The 18,803-nt window shown below is 64.2% G+C and carries 15 protein-coding genes; 4 read left to right on the top strand and 11 right to left on the bottom strand.

Annotated features, from left to right (window positions below; translation table 11 throughout):
• Positions 1–189 precede the first annotated feature (189 nt).
• Positions 190–3,717 carry a transcription-repair coupling factor gene (mfd, locus tag QD228_RS01215; protein ID WP_136938277.1) on the top strand — a complete coding sequence of 1,176 codons (3,528 nt, stop codon included), beginning with the start codon at positions 190–192 and terminating at the stop codon, positions 3,715–3,717.
• A gap of 116 nt (positions 3,718–3,833) precedes the next feature.
• Here the strand turns inward: mfd and QD228_RS01220 are convergent, their stop codons facing one another.
• The 6 genes from QD228_RS01220 to QD228_RS01245 all read right to left on the bottom strand — a co-directional run bounded on the left by QD228_RS01220 (position 3,834) and on the right by QD228_RS01245 (position 9,340).
• A complete protein-coding gene (locus QD228_RS01220; RefSeq protein WP_279874173.1) occupies positions 3,834–4,571 on the bottom strand; it encodes an S-methyl-5'-thioinosine phosphorylase in 738 nt (245 codons plus the stop codon).
• Positions 4,572–4,822: 251 nt separating this feature from the next.
• Positions 4,823–5,404 carry a hypoxanthine-guanine phosphoribosyltransferase gene (locus QD228_RS01225; protein ID WP_077371987.1) on the bottom strand — a complete coding sequence of 194 codons (582 nt, stop codon included), beginning with the start codon at positions 5,402–5,404 and terminating at the stop codon, positions 4,823–4,825.
• Complete coding sequence (locus QD228_RS01230) at positions 5,385–6,776, bottom strand: mechanosensitive ion channel family protein (protein WP_279874175.1); 1,392 nt, start codon at positions 6,774–6,776, stop codon at positions 5,385–5,387. The genes QD228_RS01225 and QD228_RS01230 overlap by 20 nt, the downstream gene beginning before the upstream one ends.
• A 47-nt stretch (positions 6,777–6,823) precedes the next feature.
• On the bottom strand, positions 6,824–7,918 hold the full coding sequence (nagZ, locus tag QD228_RS01235; RefSeq protein WP_279874177.1) for a beta-N-acetylhexosaminidase: 1,095 nt from the start codon (positions 7,916–7,918) through the stop codon (positions 6,824–6,826).
• Between the two features lie 202 nt (positions 7,919–8,120).
• Positions 8,121–8,663: a L,D-transpeptidase gene (locus tag QD228_RS01240; RefSeq protein WP_279874178.1), complete on the bottom strand. Its 543-nt coding sequence runs from the start codon at positions 8,661–8,663 to the stop codon at positions 8,121–8,123.
• Positions 8,663–9,340: a TetR/AcrR family transcriptional regulator gene (locus QD228_RS01245; RefSeq protein WP_077371978.1), complete on the bottom strand. Its 678-nt coding sequence runs from the start codon at positions 9,338–9,340 to the stop codon at positions 8,663–8,665. The genes QD228_RS01240 and QD228_RS01245 overlap by 1 nt, the downstream gene beginning before the upstream one ends.
• A 564-nt stretch (positions 9,341–9,904) precedes the next feature.
• Here QD228_RS01245 and lexA point away from each other — a divergent pair.
• A complete protein-coding gene (gene lexA / locus QD228_RS01250) occupies positions 9,905–10,534 on the top strand; it encodes a transcriptional repressor LexA (protein WP_077371975.1) in 630 nt (209 codons plus the stop codon).
• A 130-nt stretch (positions 10,535–10,664) separates the two neighbouring features.
• Here the strand turns inward: lexA and QD228_RS01255 are convergent, their stop codons facing one another.
• The 3 genes from QD228_RS01255 to topA all read right to left on the bottom strand — a co-directional run bounded on the left by QD228_RS01255 (position 10,665) and on the right by topA (position 14,279).
• The gene (locus tag QD228_RS01255) at positions 10,665–10,904 is read right to left on the bottom strand and encodes a hypothetical protein (protein ID WP_103751365.1); all 240 of its coding nucleotides are present in this window, start codon (positions 10,902–10,904) and stop codon (positions 10,665–10,667) included.
• A 253-nt stretch (positions 10,905–11,157) separates the two neighbouring features.
• Positions 11,158–11,637 carry a DUF6586 family protein gene (locus QD228_RS01260; protein WP_279874179.1) on the bottom strand — a complete coding sequence of 160 codons (480 nt, stop codon included), beginning with the start codon at positions 11,635–11,637 and terminating at the stop codon, positions 11,158–11,160.
• Positions 11,637–14,279, bottom strand: coding sequence for a type I DNA topoisomerase (gene topA, locus QD228_RS01265; protein WP_077371966.1), 2,643 nt, complete (start codon positions 14,277–14,279; stop codon positions 11,637–11,639). The genes QD228_RS01260 and topA overlap by 1 nt, the downstream gene beginning before the upstream one ends.
• Before the next feature lie 607 nt (positions 14,280–14,886).
• On the opposite strand from topA, the gene pyk reads away from it, so the two are divergent.
• Both pyk and QD228_RS01275 read left to right on the top strand, forming a co-directional pair.
• Positions 14,887–16,356, top strand: a complete 1,470-nt coding sequence (gene pyk / locus QD228_RS01270; RefSeq protein WP_077371963.1) for a pyruvate kinase — start codon at positions 14,887–14,889, stop codon at positions 16,354–16,356.
• Between the two features lie 79 nt (positions 16,357–16,435).
• Complete coding sequence (locus tag QD228_RS01275; protein ID WP_077371960.1) at positions 16,436–16,909, top strand: methylglyoxal synthase; 474 nt, start codon at positions 16,436–16,438, stop codon at positions 16,907–16,909.
• Positions 16,910–17,142: 233 nt separating this feature from the next.
• Here QD228_RS01275 and QD228_RS01280 read toward each other — a convergent pair whose 3' ends face one another.
• Both QD228_RS01280 and QD228_RS01285 read right to left on the bottom strand, forming a co-directional pair.
• Positions 17,143–17,895 (bottom strand): isochorismatase family protein, encoded by a 753-nt coding sequence (locus QD228_RS01280; protein WP_279874181.1) that lies wholly within the window; start codon positions 17,893–17,895, stop codon positions 17,143–17,145.
• Between the two features lie 183 nt (positions 17,896–18,078).
• Positions 18,079–18,768: a prephenate dehydratase domain-containing protein gene (locus QD228_RS01285; RefSeq protein ID WP_084209155.1), complete on the bottom strand. Its 690-nt coding sequence runs from the start codon at positions 18,766–18,768 to the stop codon at positions 18,079–18,081.
• Positions 18,769–18,803: the final 35 nt, after the last annotated feature.

Consider the following 18,803-nt stretch of genomic DNA (forward strand, 5'->3'; position numbering starts at 1 on the left):
AGCGGGCCGTCAGAACGCCCCCTCCATGCTGGCTGCCACGAGGAGCGCCCTGCGCCGACCATTGCGCCTTCATCACCATCGCTCGCGCCGTCGCGGGCTTTCACCGTTTGGCGTGACTGGCGAGGAGCCCCCCTCCCGCCGGTAAATCTTCCCGTGCGCCCAAGCCCAGGACACAAGACACCAGAGCCCATGTTCGAGACTCCGCTGACGCCCCCGTTGCCACGCTCTCCCCGTGAGACCACCTACTGGACGCTGCAGGATGGCAGCGCTGCCGCCCTGGCGCTGGCGCGCCTGGCGGACGCCGATGAAGCGCCACTGATGGTGATCACGCCGGACACCGCCAGCGCCCAGCGTCTGGAGGCGGACCTGCACTTCTATACCCGCCACCCGGAGCGCCTGCTGCCATTCCCTGACTGGGAGACACTGCCCTACGACAGTTTCTCGCCCCACCAGGACATCGTCTCGGAGCGCCTGCGCACGCTGCGCACCCTGCAGGCCAGCCGCCGCGCCATCGTGCCGGTGCCGGTCAACACCCTGATGCAGCGCCTGGCGCCGGCGGATTACATCGCCGGCCAGGTCTTCAGTCTCGCCAGGGGAGACACCCTCGACCGCGAGAATTTCCGCTCACGCCTCTCACGTGCCGGATACCGTGCGGTGGAGACCGTCTACGAGCCCGGTGAGTATGCGTTGCGCGGCGCGCTGATCGACCTGTTCCCGATGGGCAGTGAGCAACCGCTGCGCATCGATCTGTTCGATGACGAGATCGACACCCTGCGCGCCTTCGACCCCGACACCCAGCGCAGCGGCGACAAGGTCGAGGCGATCGAGATCCTGCCCGCCCACGAATATCCTCTGACGCGCAGCGCCATCGCCTGTTTCCGCGAGGGCTTCGAGACACTGTTCGATGTCGACCCCCGCCAGTGCATCCTCTACAACGATGCCATCAAGGGCATTCCCTCACCGGGGCTCGAGCAGTATCTGCCGCTGTTCTTCGAGGAGACCGCGACGCTGTTCGATCACATGGGCGACAACCTGCGGATCGCCATGCTGCCGGGAGCTCGCGAAGCGGCCGAACATCATTGGGACGCCATCACCACGCGCTACGCCAATCTCGGCGTGGACCCCACGCGCCCGCTGCTGCCGCCGCATCGCGCCTTCGTGCCGGTCAACGAACTGTTCGCGTTGATCAAGCAGCACGAGCGCATCGAACTGCTGCGCGAGCCCAATGCGCACACCATCGAATTCGGCCAGCAGGCGCTGCCCAGCCTCGCCATCGATGCACGCAGCGCCGACCCCACCCAGGCGCTGGCGAGCTTCCTCAAGCAGCGACTCAACGGCCAGAGCGCACAGCGCATCCTGTTCGTCGCCGAGACCCAGGGTCGCCGGGAAGTCGTCGAGGAGCAGCTCGCTCCGCTGCTGCGCAGCTTCGGGCTACGCAGCCTGGAGGACTTCGCGAGCTTCCAGCACTTCGTCGACAGTCCCGCCGCGGTCGGCCTGACCGTCGGCGGCCTGACGCGTGGTGCCTGGGTAGCGGGTGAGCAGGCCTCCCAGGCGCCCTCCCCCGAGCGCGAAGACGCCGCCAAGGGGCTGGTCATCGTCACCGAGACCGAGCTCTATGGCGAGGTAGTCCGCCAGAGCCGTCGTCAGGCGCGTGCCACCGATGACAACGAACTGGCCGTGCGTCATCTCTCGGAGCTGCGCGAAGGCGCACCGGTGGTACACCACACCCACGGGGTCGGTCGCTACCTGGGACTCGAGACCATCGATGCCGGCGGCCAGGAAGCCGAGTTCCTCGCCCTTGAATACGCCGACGGCGCCAAGCTCTATGTGCCGGTGGACAGCCTGCATCTGATCTCACGCTATTCCGGCGCCAGCGATGAACTGGCACCGCTGCACAAGCTGGGGTCCGAGCAGTGGGAGAAGGCCAAGCGCAAGGCGGCCGAGAAGATTCGCGACACCGCCGCCGAGCTGCTGGATGTCTATGCACGGCGCGAAGCGCGTGTCGGCCATGCCTGCGACTTCCCCGCCGAGGACTACGCCCGCTTCGCGGCCAGCTTCCCCTTCGAGGAGACACCGGACCAGGCGCAGACCATCGGCGCGGTGATCCAGGACATGTGCTCTCCTCAGCCGATGGATCGCGTAGTGTGCGGCGATGTCGGCTTCGGCAAGACCGAGGTCGCGATGCGCGCCGCCTTCCTGGCCGTCAACTCCGGCCGTCAGGTGGTGGTGCTGGTGCCCACCACCCTGCTGGCCCAGCAGCATTATGACAACTTCCGCGATCGCTTCGCCGACACCGCGGTGGAGATCGCCCTGCTGTCGCGCTTCACCAGCGGCAAGGGCCAGGAAGCGTCACTGGAGCGCATCCGCAAGGGGCAGGCGGATATCGTGATCGGCACCCACAAGCTGCTCTCCAAGTCGCTGGAATTGCCCAACATGGGGCTGCTGGTCATCGATGAGGAGCACCGCTTCGGGGTCTCCCAGAAGGAGCGACTCAAGAGCCTGCGTGCCGAAGTGGACATCCTGACCCTGACTGCCACGCCGATTCCGCGCACGCTCAACATGGCGATGAGCGGCATTCGCGACCTGTCCATCATCGCCACGCCACCGGCGCGCCGCCTGTCGGTGAAGACCTTCGTCCAGCAGCGCAACGACGGCGTGATCAAGGAAGCCATCCTGCGTGAGCTGCTGCGCGGCGGACAGGTCTACGTGCTTCACAATGAGGTCAAGACCATCGAGGAAAGCGCGGCACGCATCGCGGAACTGGTGCCGGAGGCCATCGTCGGTGTCGCCCACGGGCAGCTGCCGGAGCGTAGCCTGGAGCGGCGCATGTCGGACTTCTACCACAAGCGCTTCAACGTGCTGGTCTGCTCGACCATCATCGAGACCGGCATCGACGTCCCGAGCGCCAACACCATCATCATCGAACGCGCCGACAAGTTCGGCCTCGCGCAGCTGCACCAGCTGCGTGGGCGCGTCGGGCGCTCGCATCACCAGGCCTACGCCTACCTGCTGACCCCGCACCCCAAGGCCATGACCCGCGATGCGGTCAAGCGTCTGGAGGCAATCAGCGAATCGCATGACCTGGGGGCAGGCTTCACCCTGGCCTCCCATGACATGGAGATCCGTGGCGCGGGCGAGCTGTTGGGTGATGAGCAGTCCGGCCAGATGGAAACCATCGGCTACTCGCTGTACATGGAGATGCTGGATCGCGCCGTGAAGGCCATCAAGGCCGGCAAGACGCCCAACATCGAATCGCCGCTGGATGAGGGCGTGGAAGTCGGACTCAATCTGCCGGCGCTGATTCCGGGTGACTACCTCCACGATGTCCAGCAGCGCCTGATGATGTACAAGCGCATCAGCAACGCCGAGAACGCCAGCGATCTCCGGGAACTGCAGGTCGAGATGATCGACCGCTTCGGCCTGTTGCCGGAGCCGGTCAAGACGCTGTTCCGCCAGACCCGGCTGCGCCAGCGCGCCCAGGCACTGGGCATCGTCAAGCTGGAAGCCGGTGCCGCACGCGGCCGCATCATCTTCGGCGCCCAGACGCCTGTCGATCCCTTGACGCTGGTGACACTCATCCAGCGCCAGCCCGATGTCTACAGGCTGGAAGGTGCCGACACGCTGCGCTTCACCACCGAGATGGAAGACGCCGAGGCGCGCTTCAGCTTCTGCGAATCCCTGCTTGAGCTGCTCAACGCCAAGACCCAGGCGGCCTGACGCCCCCACTCACCTCTGTGCACGTGAAAATGCGCAGAACATGAAAACGGCCTGCATCGCTGATGCAGGCCGTTTTTCTGGCAGTCAGACCGCCTCACCTCCCAGGGACAAACGCCTCACGCATGGCGTGCCAGCAGCGCCGCCAGCAAGCGCTGCACCTGCGGCATGCCTGCCTCGATCACCGACTCCGTTCCGGCCCTCGTCGGCTCCTCCTCCCCGACCCCGGCCGCGTGACTGATCACCAGGCACAGGCTGGCGTACTCCATCTCGAGTTCACGGGCCAGCACGGCCTCGGGCATCCCCGTCATGCCCACCAACGTATTGCCATCGCGCGCCATCAGACGAATCTCGGCCGCGGTTTCCAGTCTCGGCCCCTGCACCACGCCCAGCACTCCGCCTGCCTGGATCACCAGTCCCGCGTCAGACGCCGCCGAATGCAGCTCCTCGCGCCAGACACGGTGATACGGCCAGGCGAATGCCACATGCTGGAACGGCTTGAAACGGCCATCGAAGAACGAGCCCTCGCGCCCCGTCGTGTAATCGATCAACTGATCCGGGACCACCAGCGTGCCCGGCGTCAGCGTCGGGTCGATACCTGACACGCAGTTGACGCCAACGACGTGAGTCGCCCCGGCCTGCTTGAGCGCCCACAGGTTGGCGCGATAATTGATTCGGTGCGGCGGCATCTTGTGGGGTTGACCATGCCGCGCCAGAAACAGGATCGACCTGCCGCCGAGCCGCCCCTGCACCACCCCGCAGGACGCCGCCCCCAAGGGAGTTTCCTGACCACCCCGCTTGAGCACCTCCAGACCCGGCCAATGGCCGAACCCGGTCCCCCCGATGACTGCCAGCATCCCCTGTCTCCTCGCCACCCATGTGCAGGAATCTCTCAAGGGCCGAACGCTTCGGCCCTGAGCGAACGCTACTCCGAGCCAACCGACAACGACAAGCACAATCGTCACGCTCTGCGCCAAGAGACGAGAAAAGGCCCCGAAAACGACACCACCCGCCGCGGTGGCCCGGGCGGGTGGTGATCACATGCAGGCGTGGCTGCGATGGTGAGACAGGACGGCAGCGCGACGAAACCGCCTCGTCTTCAGGAACGTTACAGCCCCTTGGGCGCGTAGATGCCCGGCGCGTTGCGCCAGTAGCCCTTGTAATCCATGCCGAAACCGAACAGGAAGCGGTCCTCGACATCCAGACCACAGAAGTCGGCCTTGAAGCCCGGATAGGCCTTGCGATCGTGCTTCTTGTCCACCAGCACACAGCTGGACACGCTGCGCGCACCCGCTTCACGGCAGTACTCGATGATGGCCGCCAGGGTGCCACCCTCATCGAGGATGTCATCGACGATGACCACGTCACGACCGGCCATCGGCAGTTCCGGATTGACGCGCCAGAACAGCTCGCCGCCGCGCATGGCACCGCGGTAACGCGTCGCGTGCAGATAATCGACTTCCAGCGGGAACTTGAGTCGGGTCAACAGCTGACCTGCGGTAATCAGGCCGCCATTCATCACGCAGTAGAAGATCGGCATGCGATCACCAAGGCTGCGGGTCAACTCCCCGGCCATGCGATCGAGTGCGACCTCCAGCTCTGCCTGGGGAATCAGGCAGTCGGCGTTGTCCATCACGTCTCGCATTTCGGCATGCAGGGCGCTCAGGGAGTCAGGCGTCGGAGTCAGCATCGGGAGTTTCCTGGGTATCACTGGCCTCATCTCCACGTCGGGCGGACGTGGCAGAGGATGTAGCAGCGGAGGATGAAGCAGAACGGCGGGACCCGCTCTGCGCAGCGTGTGACGGCGAGGCTTCAGCGGCCTTGCCGTCCTGTTCGTCTTGCGGTCGGCGCGAGGACGACTCGCGATCAGCATTCGTGTCGCCTTGAGGAGCAGCGCCCTCGAGGGACAGCACGTCAGCGAAGTGCAGGCGCTGCCCCGGCAGGGCCACGCGTGCATCGTGCTCACGGATGATGTCATGGATGCGCAGCAGCACATCCTGCTTGATGGCGTGATACTTCACCCAGTCGGTGGTGCGCGTGAAGACGTACACGAAGAAGTCCAGCGAGTGTTCACCGTAGCTGTTGAAGTTCACGATCTGGGTCCGCGTCTGGTCGATCTCGTCATGCCCTTCCACCATCTCGCGGACCGCGATGATGATGTCATCGACCCGGGTGGCATCTTCGTAACGCAAGCCGATGGTCTCGAAGATGCGCCGGTTGTACATCCGTGACGGATTCTCCACCGCGATGCTGGTGAAGATGGCGTTGGGGATGTAGAGCGGACGCATGTCGAAGGTGCGGATGCGCGTCAGCCGCCAGCCGATGTCCTCGACGGTGCCCTCGATCTCGCGGTCCGGCGAGCGAATCCAGTCACCGACCTTGAACGGGCGGTCGAGATGGATCATCAGGGCACCGAAGAAGTTGGCCAGCAGATCACGCGCGGCGAAGCCCACCGCGATACCGCCGACCCCACCGAAGGCCATCACGCCGGACAGTGACACACCGAGATTCTGCAGGATGGCCAGACCCACCAGCACGATCACGACGGCACGCAGCAGTTTGCTGATCGCCGAGGCCGTGGTGGCATCCATCGCATTGACGTTGGTGCCGGGCGGTGGCGTGGTACGCAGCGACTCGAAGCGCTTGATCATGCGAATCAACGCCCAGGCCAGCGCCAGCAGGGTGATGATCTGGCGCACCGTGCCCAGATAGGCCTCCAGGCTGCCGGGCGCGAACTGATGGGCAAGAATATCCAGCGCGACCAGCGACCCCATGCTGTAGAGCCACAGAGACAGCGGATGGCGCAGCCCATGCAGCAGCGCGTCATCCCACAGGTTGCGACTCTTCTCGGCATGCACGGCCAGGCGACTGAGCAGAATGCGCTCGCTCAGATGCAGCACGACCACGGCCACCAGCACCAGGGCGAGGTTGATCCCCCAGAGTGGCAGACCGAAGGTCTGCTCCACCCAGTTGCGCAGCGGCTCGACCCAGTGATTGATCATCTCTTCGGCAGGCGCCGCCAGCTTGTCGGCAGCCGCCTCGGTGGCGGATTTCTCAGCCATGTGGAGTCCTTGGGTGACGTCTGGAGGAAAAGCCCCTCAAGGCTGGCTCATTCAGCCAAGCCCGATGGCATGGCCACCTGCTCGAGCGGCTGACTGGCCGCCAGCGCCTCGAGACGTGCATGGGTACGCCGCCAGCGAGACAGCCCCGCAAGGCCCTCGAGCGTCGGGCGGGCGCGCCCGTAGCGCAGACGCGCCTGACGCTTGCCGGCATTGCGCTGCTCATCCCCATCGAGGCTGTCGAGCACGGCACGTGCGGCGGCGGGATCATTGCACACCAGCGCCATGTCGCAGCCGGCATCCAGTGCCAGACGAGCGCGCACTTCCGGCTCGCCCTCGGCCACGGCAGCCGCCATGCCCAGGTCATCGGAGAAGATGGCACCCTTGAAACCGAACTCCTCACGCAGCAGTCCCAGCCAGCTTGGCGAGAAGCCGGCGGGGCGCGCATCGAAGTCGGGATAGATGACATGAGCCGGCATCACGCCACCCAGGCGATCCGCCAGCGCCGCGAAGGGCTTGAGATCATGCTCGCGCAGCTCGCGGAAGGGGCGGGGGTCGATCACGCGCTCGCGGTGGGTATCCGCCGCGATGCCACCATGACCGGGATAATGCTTGCCGACCGCTGCCATACCAGCTTCGCGCAGGCCCTCGATGAAGGCGGTCCCGACGGCAATCACGTCCTCGGGAGTCGTCCCGAAACTGCGGTCGCCGATGATGGTGGAACCCGCGACATCGATATCCAATACCGGCGCGAAGGTGATGTCGCAGCCAATGGCGGCCATCTCCATGCCCAGCAACCAGCCGGCGTCACGGGCAAACCCGAGCCCTGACGACTGGGCATCATCACCGCAGCCGTCACAGTCACGTCCCAGGCAGCAATGTGCCAGGGCGCGCATCGGCGGCAGGCGGGTCACGCCTTCGCGCAGCCGTTGCACCCGTCCGCCTTCCTGATCGATGGCGATCAACAGATGTGGATTGACGCGGCGGATCTCACCGCACAGCGCCAGCACCTGCTCGGGAGAAGCACAGTTGCGCGCAAACAGGATGACGCCGCCGACGGCGGGGCGTGCCAGTAGTTCACGTTCGTCAGACGTGAGGGTATGCCCCTCGACGTCGAGCATTACGGAGCCCAATGGCTGTGTCATGACATCCTTCCTGTCCATGGCCTGCTGGCCGTGTCATGCGCTGCAAGGCATGGCACGCACGGCAGGGTTTCATGTCGTTACGGGGCTCGGCAGCCTGGAAGACAAGCCTCAGGACAGGCGGCCGGCGCGAGGAAAGGCGCAATTCTAGCCGACTGAGCGCGACTCGAACAGTCGCGAGCACCAGCCGCCAGGCAACGCAGCGTCAGGCGTGCAACAGCACTGGCGTTCCGGCCGGCGCATGCCGGTAAAGGCACAGCAGATCCTCATCGCGCAGACGAATGCACCCATGGGAGGCCGGGGTGCCCATCGGCTCGCTGGACGGCGTGCCATGGAAGTAGATGTAGCGCCGCAGGCTGTCGACGCGCTGTCCCGCCGCGTTGCGGCCACGGTTGATGCCGGGCTCACGACCGCTGAGCCACAGGATACGCGTCAGGATCCAGTCGCGTTCGGGGTGCTCGGCGGCCAGTCGAGGCGTGAACACCTCTCCCGTGAAGCGCCGCCCACGATAGACGGCACCACGCGGATTGCCCTCCCCGATCGCGGCGCGAACCACATGCCAGCCGGTCGGCGTGCAACCGCTGCCATCGAGCTCGCCGATACCGTTGAGGCCGCTGGAGATCGCACAGGCATGCACCAGCGTGTCAGGGTCAGCCGCGGGGGGCGGCGCATCACGACTGCCACTGGGCGCGTCATTGCGTATCTCGAGACGCTGGCGGGTGAGATCCACGCAGACCCAGCAAGCCATCAGCTGGCCGCCTGGGTGACCGCTTCACCATCTCCGAGCGAGGCCGGCAGCGGAGCCGCCATCGCCGCCACCACCACCGGACGCATGTGCTGGATCAGCTCGCGCACACTGGTGTGATGGCCGTATTCGGCCTCTTCGATATCGCGCAGTGCGTCCAGTCCCGAGAAGGTGAAGATCACGCTGCCGAGCATGAAGTGCAGACGCCAGAAGCGCTCGTTGTCTGGCAGGTCCGGCGTCGCAAGCTTCAGGAGCTCGGCGAAGCGGCTGAAGACCGTGCCGTAATGCTCGCGAATGTAGCGGCGCATGTGGCCCTGCCCCTGGGTATAGGCAAGCCCGAGCAGGCGCATGAAGGTACGCAGGCTGTTGCGCTCGGCCGGCACCTCAAGCACCGTGCGCGCCATCACTTCCAGCAGCGTTTCCAGCGGCACCTGACGACCGGCATGCTGCTGCTCGACACTGTCGAGTGCCGCATGGAAACGCTCGCTGAAGGGGTCGAGATAGCGGGCGAACACTGCCTGGATCAATGACTTCTTTGAGCCGAAGTGATAATTGACCGCCGCCAGGTTGACCTTGGCCTTGCTGGTGATATTGCGCAGCGAGGTTTCGGCGAAGCCTCGCTCGGCGAACAGGACCTCGGCGGTATCGAGGATACGGGTAACGGTATCGGTCTGGGCCATGGGCGGATGCCTTGTCAGGTGATCAATCACGAGGGGGCACGGGAGTCCTTGTCCCCCCGGACAACGGCAAGGCCGTGGCCCGGGGGGCGACTCTTCTCATGCAGGTCAATCAAACGACATGTCGGTCTTCACGCACCGCGTGTCAGGCAGCGACTCCGAGGCGGAGGCTGCCACGAGCCGTATCCCGAGCACAGGACAGACGCACAGGACACACAGGGCCTGTGTACCGGTAGCCGGATGCGCCCGACGAACATTCGTTTGAAACAAGATAATTCTAGCTGTCCATGCCATGACTGGCAATTGCTGGTTGTTTCAAACACTCGACAGCCAAGACCGGCAGGACGCGCATTCACGCGGGACATTCGGGGACGGGATGGTCATGGGGCGTCCCGGACACCCGCTGTCTCGCGTCAGCATGTCGATGTCGACGAAGATGCCGGCAACGTTGCTGCCAAAGCACCCACGATGCCTTGCATGACCGCCATGACTGGATACAATGACAGTTGTATGGATGCACACCCCGTGCCGTCAGCTCAGATGCCGCCCAGGCCAAAGGCAATGCCCATGACTCAGCCGCTTACTCCGCGCCAGCAGGATGTCTTCGATTTCATCATCAAGACCATCAAGTCCTCAGGCTATCCGCCAACGCGTGCCGAAATCGCCCAGGCACTGGGCTTTCGCTCACCGAATGCCGCGGAAGAGCATCTGCGTGCCCTGAAGCGCAAGGGAGCCATCGAGATGGTGCCGGGCACCTCGCGGGGCATCCGCGTGCCGTCTCTGGCAGAGGCGGAAGAGGATAGCGAGCAGGGCCTGCCGGTCATCGGGGAAGTGGCCGCTGGCAGCCCTATCCTGGCCAGCCAGCATATCGATCGCCATTGCCCGCTGCCCAGTGACTACTTCTCGCCTGCCGCCGACTATCTGCTGCGCGTGCGCGGGGTCTCGATGAAGGATGTCGGCATTCTGGAAGGTGACCTGCTGGCCGTGCACCGCACGAGCAGCGTGCGTGACGGACAGATCGTGGTGGCGCGTCTGGGAGATGAAGTGACGGTGAAGCGCTTCCGTCGCGATGGCCATTACGTATGGCTGGAAGCCGAGAACGAGGACTTCGCTCCCATCAAGGTGGATCTGCGCACGGACAGCCTGGAAATCGAGGGCCTCGGCGTGGGCGTGATCCGCGATGGCGGCCTGCACTGATCTCAAGGCTCGCAGGCAGTCTGACCTCACAGCGCTGACGCGCAGATGACGATTGTCGCCATCAGGGCATCCACGAAAAAACCCGCCGATTGGCGGGTTTTTTCGTGACAGGCAGACATGCGGGAAGTGCTCAGTGCACCATGCCTTCCGACTGCTCGTCTTCATCATCCTCGCCATCCCACAGGCGGGTGCGGGTGATGGCGTGGTCGATCATCTCACGCGCGACCTCGAAGCGATTGTCACGCAGCAGATCGGCAGCTTCATCGGAGATGCGGATACTGAGAAGTGGCTCACCTTCACTCTCGGCGGCACGCAGGATCACTTCCCCATCTTCCATTTGCACGATTTCAAGTACGGCGGGATCGGACACGTCATTCCTCCTGCACGGCATCCTGAGGATACCGGCGTCGTTGTGATCGTCAGCTTGACGGCGGGCAGGCCCTGCGACTTGCAGTCACTGGCGACAATGCAGAAAAAAGTACGACCACAGCCAGAGCCATGGTCGTACCGGAGAATGCAGGGCTTGCCACAATGCCGCCAGTCTAGCACCCGTCATGCCAGGGCGTCACCTGAATGACAGGTGCGTGACATGCCAGCGCCTTCGGGTCAGGCAAGGCGCGACGCTACCACTCCACATTCGACTCGCGAAGGTGTGACAGCAACGCCTTCATGGCGCTGACTGCCGTGGCGAGACGCTCTGCCAGAGGCGCATTGGCCGCCGCGGCGATGATGAGACCATCGCCACGCGCCTGGCCTTCCTCACGCCGGGCAGCACCGCCCTCTTCATGCAGACGCGTGATATCGGCCACCAGCTGGCTCAACCAACTGTCCGGCTGCGCCTGCAGGCTTCGCAACTGCTCGATTTCCGCCACGGGAGTCGGCGGTGTGGCCAGCCGCTCGCGCCAGCCGACCTCAGGCCAGCGTGCCGACGCGGCGCACTCCTCGATCAACGAGGCCAATGCCAGCTCCATCAACGCCAGCGCCCCTTCCTCACCGGCCATGCGCCGTGCGACGGCATGCTCATCACGCGTCGCGACGGCCGTCTGCTCCAGCAGCAACTCGGCCTGATACAGCAGTTGATTGGTGCGGCCACGCTGGCTCATCAGCTCTTGGCTCCCTTGCGCTTGTCCTCGACGACCCAACGGCCGTTGTCGAAGGTCGCCTTCCACCCCGTCGCCTTGCCATCCTCGTCCGTCATCACGAACTGCTCCTTGGCCTTGCGCGAGAAACGAATCTGCGTCGGGCGGCCATCGGGGTCTTTCTCCGGCGCCTTGAGGATGAAGTGATACTTCTCCGGCAGCTCGTCGGCATGCGCCTTGAGCTCGCTGACCAGCGGCGGACGCGTCTCGCGATTCTTGGGGAACTGACTGGCGGCAAGGAACAGGCCACTGGCGCCATCACGCAGCACGTAGTGATCCTCGACCTTCACGCAGGCAAGTTCCGGCATGGGGATCGGGTCCATCTTCGGCGGCGCGACCTCCCCGGACTTGAGCAGCTTGCGGGTGTTCTTGCAATCCTCGTTGGTGCAGCCGAAGTACTTGCCGAAACGCCCGGTCTTGAGCTGCATGTCGGCACCGCACTTGTCGCACTCGATCACCGGTCCATCGTAGCCCTTGATGCGGAACTGACCCTGCTCGACTTCATGTCCCACGCAGTCCGGGCTGTTGCCGCAGACGTGCAGCTTGCGCTGCTCGTCGATCAGATAGCTGTCCATGGCCGTGGCGCAGATCGGACAACGGCGCTTGGCACGCAGTGCATCGGTCTCGGCATTCTCATCCGCGTCAGCGGCGACCGCCTCATCCCCCGGCAACAGGTCGATGGTGGTCTTGCAGCGCTCCTTGGGCGGAAGGTTGTAACCGGAGCACCCCAGGAAGACGCCGGTGGAGGCGGTACGGATCTGCATCTCGCGACCACAGGTCGGGCAGGCGATATCGGTCGGCACCGGCTGATTCGGGCGCATGCCCTCTTCTGACTGGGCGTGATCCAGCTCGGCCTTGAACTCGGCGTAGAAGGCATCCAGCAGCTCGCGCCAGTTGCGCTGACCATTGGCCACCTCATCGAGGTAGTCTTCCATGCGCGCGGTGAAGCCGAAGTCCATCAGGTCCTTGAAGGATTCACTGAGACGATCAGTGACGATGTCACCCAGCTTCTCGGCATAGAAACGCCGATTTTCCAGCGCCACGTAACCACGATCCTGAATGGTCGAGATGATGGCCGCATAGGTCGAAGGACGGCCGATGCCGCGCTTCTCCAGCTCCTTGACCAGACTGGCTTCGGTGTAACGCGCCGTCGGCTTGGTGAAGTGCTGCTGCGGGTCCAGCTCGACCAGCTCCAGCACCTCGCCGATGGCCAGGTCCGGCAGTGACTGGTCCTCTTCCTTCTTGCCCGCCGGCTTCATCACGCGGGTATAACCGTCAAACTTGAGCACCCGGCCCTTGGCGCGCAGCTCGTAGCCATCGACCTCGATGGTCAGGGTCGAGGACAGATACTCCGCCGGCACCATCTGGCAGGCGACGAACTGACGCCAGATCAGCTCATACAGACGCTCCGCGTCACGCTCCATGCCGGTGAGGTCCGTCGCGCGACGCGCCACCTCGGAGGGACGGATCGCTTCGTGAGCTTCCTGGGCGCCTTCCTTGCTGGAGTAGACGTTGGCGGCCTGCGGCAGATAGTTGTCGCCGAATTCCTCAGCGATGAAGTCCCGCGCGGTGGCCACCGCGTCCGCCGACAGATTGGTCGAGTCGGTACGCATGTAAGTGATGTAACCGGCCTCGTAGAGGCGCTGCGCCATCATCATGGTCTTCTTGACCGAGAAGCCGAGACGACTGCTGGCCGCCTGCTGCAGGGTCGAGGTGATGAAGGGGGCATTCGGCTTGGAGCGGGTCGGCTTGTCTTCGCGATTGGAAATCGCGAGCCGAGCGGTACGCAGCGCCGCGATGCGATCCAGCGTTTCCTTCTCGCTGGTCGGACGGAAGGCCTTGCCATCCTGACGCGCCAGTTCGAAACGGATCGCCTCGCCGCTGGTCGCGGCAAGCTCTGCGTGCACATCCCAGAATTCTTCCGGAATGAAGGCACGGATCTCACGCTCACGCTCGACGATCAAGCGCACGGCAACCGACTGCACTCGACCGGCCGACAGCCCACGGGCCACCTTGGCCCACAGCAGCGGCGAGACCATGAAACCGACGACACGATCCAGATAGCGACGCGCCTGCTGAGCATGCACGCGGTCCATCTTCAGATCGCCCGGCTCATCGAAGGCCGCCGTGATCGCCTTCTTGGTGATCTCGTTGAACACCACGCGCTTGTAGCGGGTATCGTCGCCACCGATGGTCTCGCGCAGGTGCCAGGCAATCGCCTCACCTTCGCGGTCCAGATCCGTCGCGAGATAGATGGTGTCGGCCTTCTCGGCCAGGCGCGTCAGCTCGGAGACGACCTTTTCCTTGCCGGGCAGGATCTCGTAATGCGCCTCCCAGCCGTTCTCCGGGTCTACCCCCATGCGACGGATGAGCTGCGTCTTGGCCTTCTTTTCCTTGTGAGCCGCCTTGGCTTCCGGCGACATCTTGCGCGTCTCGGCTGCCTGACGGGCACGCTCCTTGGGATCGGTGGCCTGCTTGCCGCTACCGCTGGTCGGCAGATCGCGGATATGCCCGACACTCGACTTCACCACGAAGTCGTTGCCGAGATACTTGTTGATGGTCTTGGCCTTGGCAGGCGACTCGACGATCACCAGTGACTTGCCCATGGTTGCTCGCATCTCCTGGCCGGCGCTGACTGCACCGGCGAATGACTCGTAGCGCTGGGTTTTATCCCAGCCTAAAAATGCGCCTACCCTACCCCAGCATTTCAGCGCTGACCAGCAATGTTGCCAGCACCACGCCATGTGGGTGGTGGCAGCGGACATCACACACCACCCCGAATCTCGAGAATCGACGCCCGAGGCATGACGCGGTCATCGACCGGCACCCGGACCTGCCAGACCCGCCAGGTGCATGTGTCGCCATGACGACAGGCAAGCCATGACTATATATAAGTGGCCTTTTCACGATTCGTCACATCAGTGTGGCATTACTGACACAGGCAGTGGCAGGCCTGCGGGTCAACGTAGATGCCATCCTCACAGCCGGGGCCTCTCGGATCACGCCATGTCTGACTGGCCATCAGCCTGACGCCAGCGCTTGTGAAGACGCAAGTCATGTCGCTACCATCGCCGCCATGGCAGCCGAATCACTCACGCGCTACCACACCAATCAACCACGACACTCGACAGGCTCCCTTTACGTCGTCAATGTAGTAAAATGACAACACAAACCGCCTGACCCCTCACGCAAGTGTTCAAGGAGTATGTTCTCATGCCGCACGCGTTCAACGGCCCGATCCGCCGCACCAAGATTGTCGCCACACTCGGTCCGGCCAGTGACAAGCCGGGCGTCCTCGACGCGATGATCCGTGCCGGAGTGGATGTGGTTCGCCTCAACTTCTCTCACGGCAGCCCCGAAGACCACCGCATGCGTGCCGAGGCCGTCCGTGCCGCCGCCGCCGCCCAGGGCCGCAGCGTCGCCGTGCTGGGTGATCTGCAGGGTCCGAAGATCCGCATCGCCCGCTTCAAGGACACCGCTGTCCAGCTTCAGGAAGGCCAACCGTTCATCCTGGACATCGGCCTGGGCCGCGATGAAGGTACCGTCGAGCGTGTCGGCTGCGACTATCAGCAGCTGGCCGATGACGTGGTCGCCGGCGACGTTCTGCTGCTTGATGACGGTCGCGTGGTGCTCGAGGTCAACGAACTCAAGGGCAACGAGATCCACACCACCGTCAAGGTGGGTGGCAAGCTGTCCAACAACAAGGGCATCAACAAGCAAGGCGGTGGCCTGTCCGCCGAGGCGCTGACCGAGAAGGACAAGGCAGACCTCAAGACCGCCATCGACATCGGCGTGGACTATCTGGCCGTCTCCTTCCCGCGCAGTGGCGCCGACATGCAGCTGGCACGTGAGCTGCTGGGCGAGGAAGGTCGTGACATCGGCCTGATCGCCAAGGTCGAGCGCGCCGAAGCCGTCGCCGATGACGCCGTGCTCGACGGCATCATCCTCGCCAGTGAAGGCGTGATGGTGGCGCGTGGCGATCTGGGCGTGGAGATCGGCGACGCACAGCTGATCGGCGTGCAGAAGCGCATGATCCGCCGTGCCCGCAGCCTCAACCGCGTGGTCATCACCGCGACCCAGATGATGGAGTCGATGATCAGCGCCCCGCTGCCGACCCGCGCCGAAGTCTTCGACGTCGCCAATGCCGTGCTCGACGGCACCGACGCCGTGATGCTGTCAGCCGAGACCGCGGCAGGCGATTTCCCGGTCGAGACCATCGAGACCATGGATCGTGTCTGCCTGGGTGCCGAGCGTGAACGTGCCGCCCAGGAATCCCAGCACCGCATCCACGAAGGCTTCAGCAAGACAGACGAGACCATCGCACTGTCTGCCATGTACGCGGCCAACCACCTGACGGGTGTCGTGGCCATCGTCTGCATGACCGAATCCGGCTATACCCCGCTGATCGCCTCGCGCATCCGCTCGGGTCTGCCGATCGTCGGTCTCGCCCAGGATCAGAAGACCCAGCGCCGCATGGCTCTCTATCGTGGCGTGGTGTCCCTGCCCTTCGATTCCAGCGAGCTGCCGGCGCAGGAGATCAACCGTCGCGCCATCGCCGAGCTGGAAGCGCGCGGCATCGCCAACCGTGGTGACCTGGTGATTCTGACCCGCGGCGATCAGATGAATGCCCACGGTGGCACCAACACCATGAAGATCGTCACTGTCGGTGGCACCATCGACTGAGCGACCGGCATCGACGGATCGATACCGGCAGCGTTATCACTGGCGGGGCTGACACCCCGCCTTCAGGAGATCAAGCGGCATGAGCGAGCAACGACCCAAGCGCCAGGCACGACGCACCCTGGCAGAACGCAAGCGGATTGCGCTGGTGGCTCACGATGGCAAGAAGGATGAGATGCTGGCCTGGGCCATGCGCTGGCGCGATGAGCTGTCACGCCACCAGCTGCTGGGCACCGGCACCACGGCCCGACGCATCAGCAAGGAGCTCGGACTTGAGGTCGAAGGCCTGATGAGCGGGCCGCTGGGTGGTGATCAGCAGATCGGTGCGCGCATCGCCGAAGGCAATCTCGACCTGCTCATATTCCTGTGGGACCCGTTCGCTCCGATGCCGCACGACCCTGACGTCAAGGCGCTGCTGCGCCTGGCGACACTGTGGAACGTGCCGGTGGCCAACAATGTCGCGAGTGCCGACTTCATGTTCCACTCATCACTGATGTCGGAGTCGGTCGAGATCGCGGTCCCCGATGCCAATGACTGGGTCAGCACCCGCGCCTGACACTGGCACATTGCCGATACACGTAAACGCCCGCCCCTCATTTGAGTGGGCGGGCGTTTACGTATGGACCCATGTCAGCGTGATCCACACCGTCATTGGCTTCATGCAGGACAGCGAATATCCGCGAAAATGTCGTAATCAAACTACATTTCGGACCTTTACCTGACTGGCTAGCTGGCTGGCTAGCTGGCTAGCTAACGGCAACATGCCCCTTCCTCCAGGCGTCTGATGCCTCACGCCTGAATCCTGAGCTGGCTGGCGATGATCGCCCCGCGTGAGGCCATGCAATAGAGCCCGATGTGATGGGCGTCTCGCTGCGGGTGGATGGCGGGCGCAGGCAATCCAAGGGCAGCCACGCTTTCCGAACTCAGATCATAGGTGGCGCAGGCAGGCTCCAGCACCACGATGTCGCTCACCTCGCCCAGCAGACCATGATTGCGTGCAGAGAGAAGCGTCAGCACCAGGTCCATCACGCAGATGTCCGTGCAGATTCCCGCCACTACCAGCGTCTTCAGTCGCTGCCGGCCAACCCACTCCTGCAGCGCATTGACACCGCTTGGCGGGTCGATCGCGCCAATATATCCATTGATGCAATCCTTGCGTACCAGAGTGGCATGCGGATCGCTCTCCAGCCACGCAAGCTCTGCCACCAGCTCATCCTCACCACTACCCTGCTCACAGTGAGCGGGATAGGGCGGCTCCGGGACGCCGGGTGAGTGGGAGTCAATGAAGGCCAGCAGTGGGCGGGCGTGCGCCGAGAAACAGCGCGCCACGTCGTTACTGAGCGCCACCATGCGGGTGACCTGGGCATTGTCGGCCTGCGGGGCCAGAGCGCCTCCTTGCACCTGACAGAAGCCGTTGATCTCATCGACCAGAATCAGTCCGGCACTCGGCAGCGAACATTCGTAAGGGGCAGGCCGTACCGGCAGGCGCGCATCCAGCGCAAGGGGGGAGTCGAGAGGCGCGGGGGATGCAGGAAACGACAACGGCGAGCTGTCGGGGCTGCTGGCCGAGGTAGCATCGGCCTTTGACGCTCTCGTGTCAGTCTCTGAGGAAGCAATGGAGTGAGGCATCGTGTCGTACCCGAGGCAAGGAAAGCCTTCAGAGTATCAGCAGGTCACCGGACATGGCAGCGACGCACGGGCAATGGCTGCCATGTCGAAGGAGACTCAGCCCGGATCAGACTCGCCTGCCACACAATCTGGCGAAGTTGAGGGCGCGTCGTCCAGATATCCCTGGCCACGCACGCTGCTGGTATCGCGCTTCAACACCGCAAACTGAGCGACACGCCCGGGGTCGTCCTCGATCCGCTCGGCAAGGCATACCAGACCCGGCCTGCGTGCGAGAGACGGTGGCGCGATCGCCAGGGTATCGTGGCGCCCCTCGGCCATATCCAGCGCATCCGCCATGTGCAGGCATTCGATGCGTGCGACACCGGGGAGATTGTGCTCAAGCCACTCACTGCACTCCTCGAACAGAGCCTCGCGCGCCACGATGCGCTGGACCTTCGAGGGACAGAGGTCCGGTGGCCCCAGCAGGCTGAGGCTGATGGCACGGAAAAGCCGACGCTCCACCCGAATGCCCGGCCAGCAGGCCAACGCCTCGTGGGTGGCCGTCACCGGTCGCTGATGCCCTCTTGACCAGGGGACGACGGCAGCCTCCACCTCTCCTCTCACCAGGGCGTTGACCACCTCGTCGATGCCCGCATAGGCACTCAAGGTGGCATTCGAGGCATACATCTTGGCGGCGCATTCGCGTGAGTACCCCCCGAGCCGTCCCGGGTAGCCGACCCGCAGCACATGAGCCGATGCGCGCGTTGTCGATGCATTTTCCTGAGCTTCGCTTACCGTCACCTTCATCCCTGCCCCTCATGACAACGACTGATGAACATCCG

The organism is Cobetia sp. 3AK, from assembly GCF_029846335.1.
In the GTDB taxonomy this organism is placed as follows: domain Bacteria; phylum Pseudomonadota; class Gammaproteobacteria; order Pseudomonadales; family Halomonadaceae; genus Cobetia; species Cobetia marina.

Bases quoted from the DNA above. Each gene is read 5' to 3' on its own strand.
- mfd (WP_136938277.1), top strand. From the start codon at position 190: ATGTTCGAGACTCCGCTGACGCCCCCGTTGCCACGCTCTCCCCGTGAG.
- QD228_RS01220 (WP_279874173.1), bottom strand. From the start codon at position 4,571: ATGCTGGCAGTCATCGGGGGGACCGGGTTCGGCCATTGGCCGGGTCTG.
- QD228_RS01225 (WP_077371987.1), bottom strand. From the start codon at position 5,404: ATGCTGACTCCGACGCCTGACTCCCTGAGCGCCCTGCATGCCGAAATG.
- QD228_RS01230 (WP_279874175.1), bottom strand. From the start codon at position 6,776: ATGGCTGAGAAATCCGCCACCGAGGCGGCTGCCGACAAGCTGGCGGCG.
- nagZ (WP_279874177.1), bottom strand. From the start codon at position 7,918: ATGACACAGCCATTGGGCTCCGTAATGCTCGACGTCGAGGGGCATACC.
- QD228_RS01240 (WP_279874178.1), bottom strand. From the start codon at position 8,663: ATGGCTTGCTGGGTCTGCGTGGATCTCACCCGCCAGCGTCTCGAGATA.
- QD228_RS01245 (WP_077371978.1), bottom strand. From the start codon at position 9,340: ATGGCCCAGACCGATACCGTTACCCGTATCCTCGATACCGCCGAGGTC.
- lexA (WP_077371975.1), top strand. From the start codon at position 9,905: ATGACTCAGCCGCTTACTCCGCGCCAGCAGGATGTCTTCGATTTCATC.
- QD228_RS01260 (WP_279874179.1), bottom strand. From the start codon at position 11,637: ATGAGCCAGCGTGGCCGCACCAATCAACTGCTGTATCAGGCCGAGTTG.
- topA (WP_077371966.1), bottom strand. From the start codon at position 14,279: ATGGGCAAGTCACTGGTGATCGTCGAGTCGCCTGCCAAGGCCAAGACC.
- pyk (WP_077371963.1), top strand. From the start codon at position 14,887: ATGCCGCACGCGTTCAACGGCCCGATCCGCCGCACCAAGATTGTCGCC.
- QD228_RS01275 (WP_077371960.1), top strand. From the start codon at position 16,436: ATGAGCGAGCAACGACCCAAGCGCCAGGCACGACGCACCCTGGCAGAA.
- QD228_RS01285 (WP_084209155.1), bottom strand. From the start codon at position 18,768: ATGAAGGTGACGGTAAGCGAAGCTCAGGAAAATGCATCGACAACGCGC.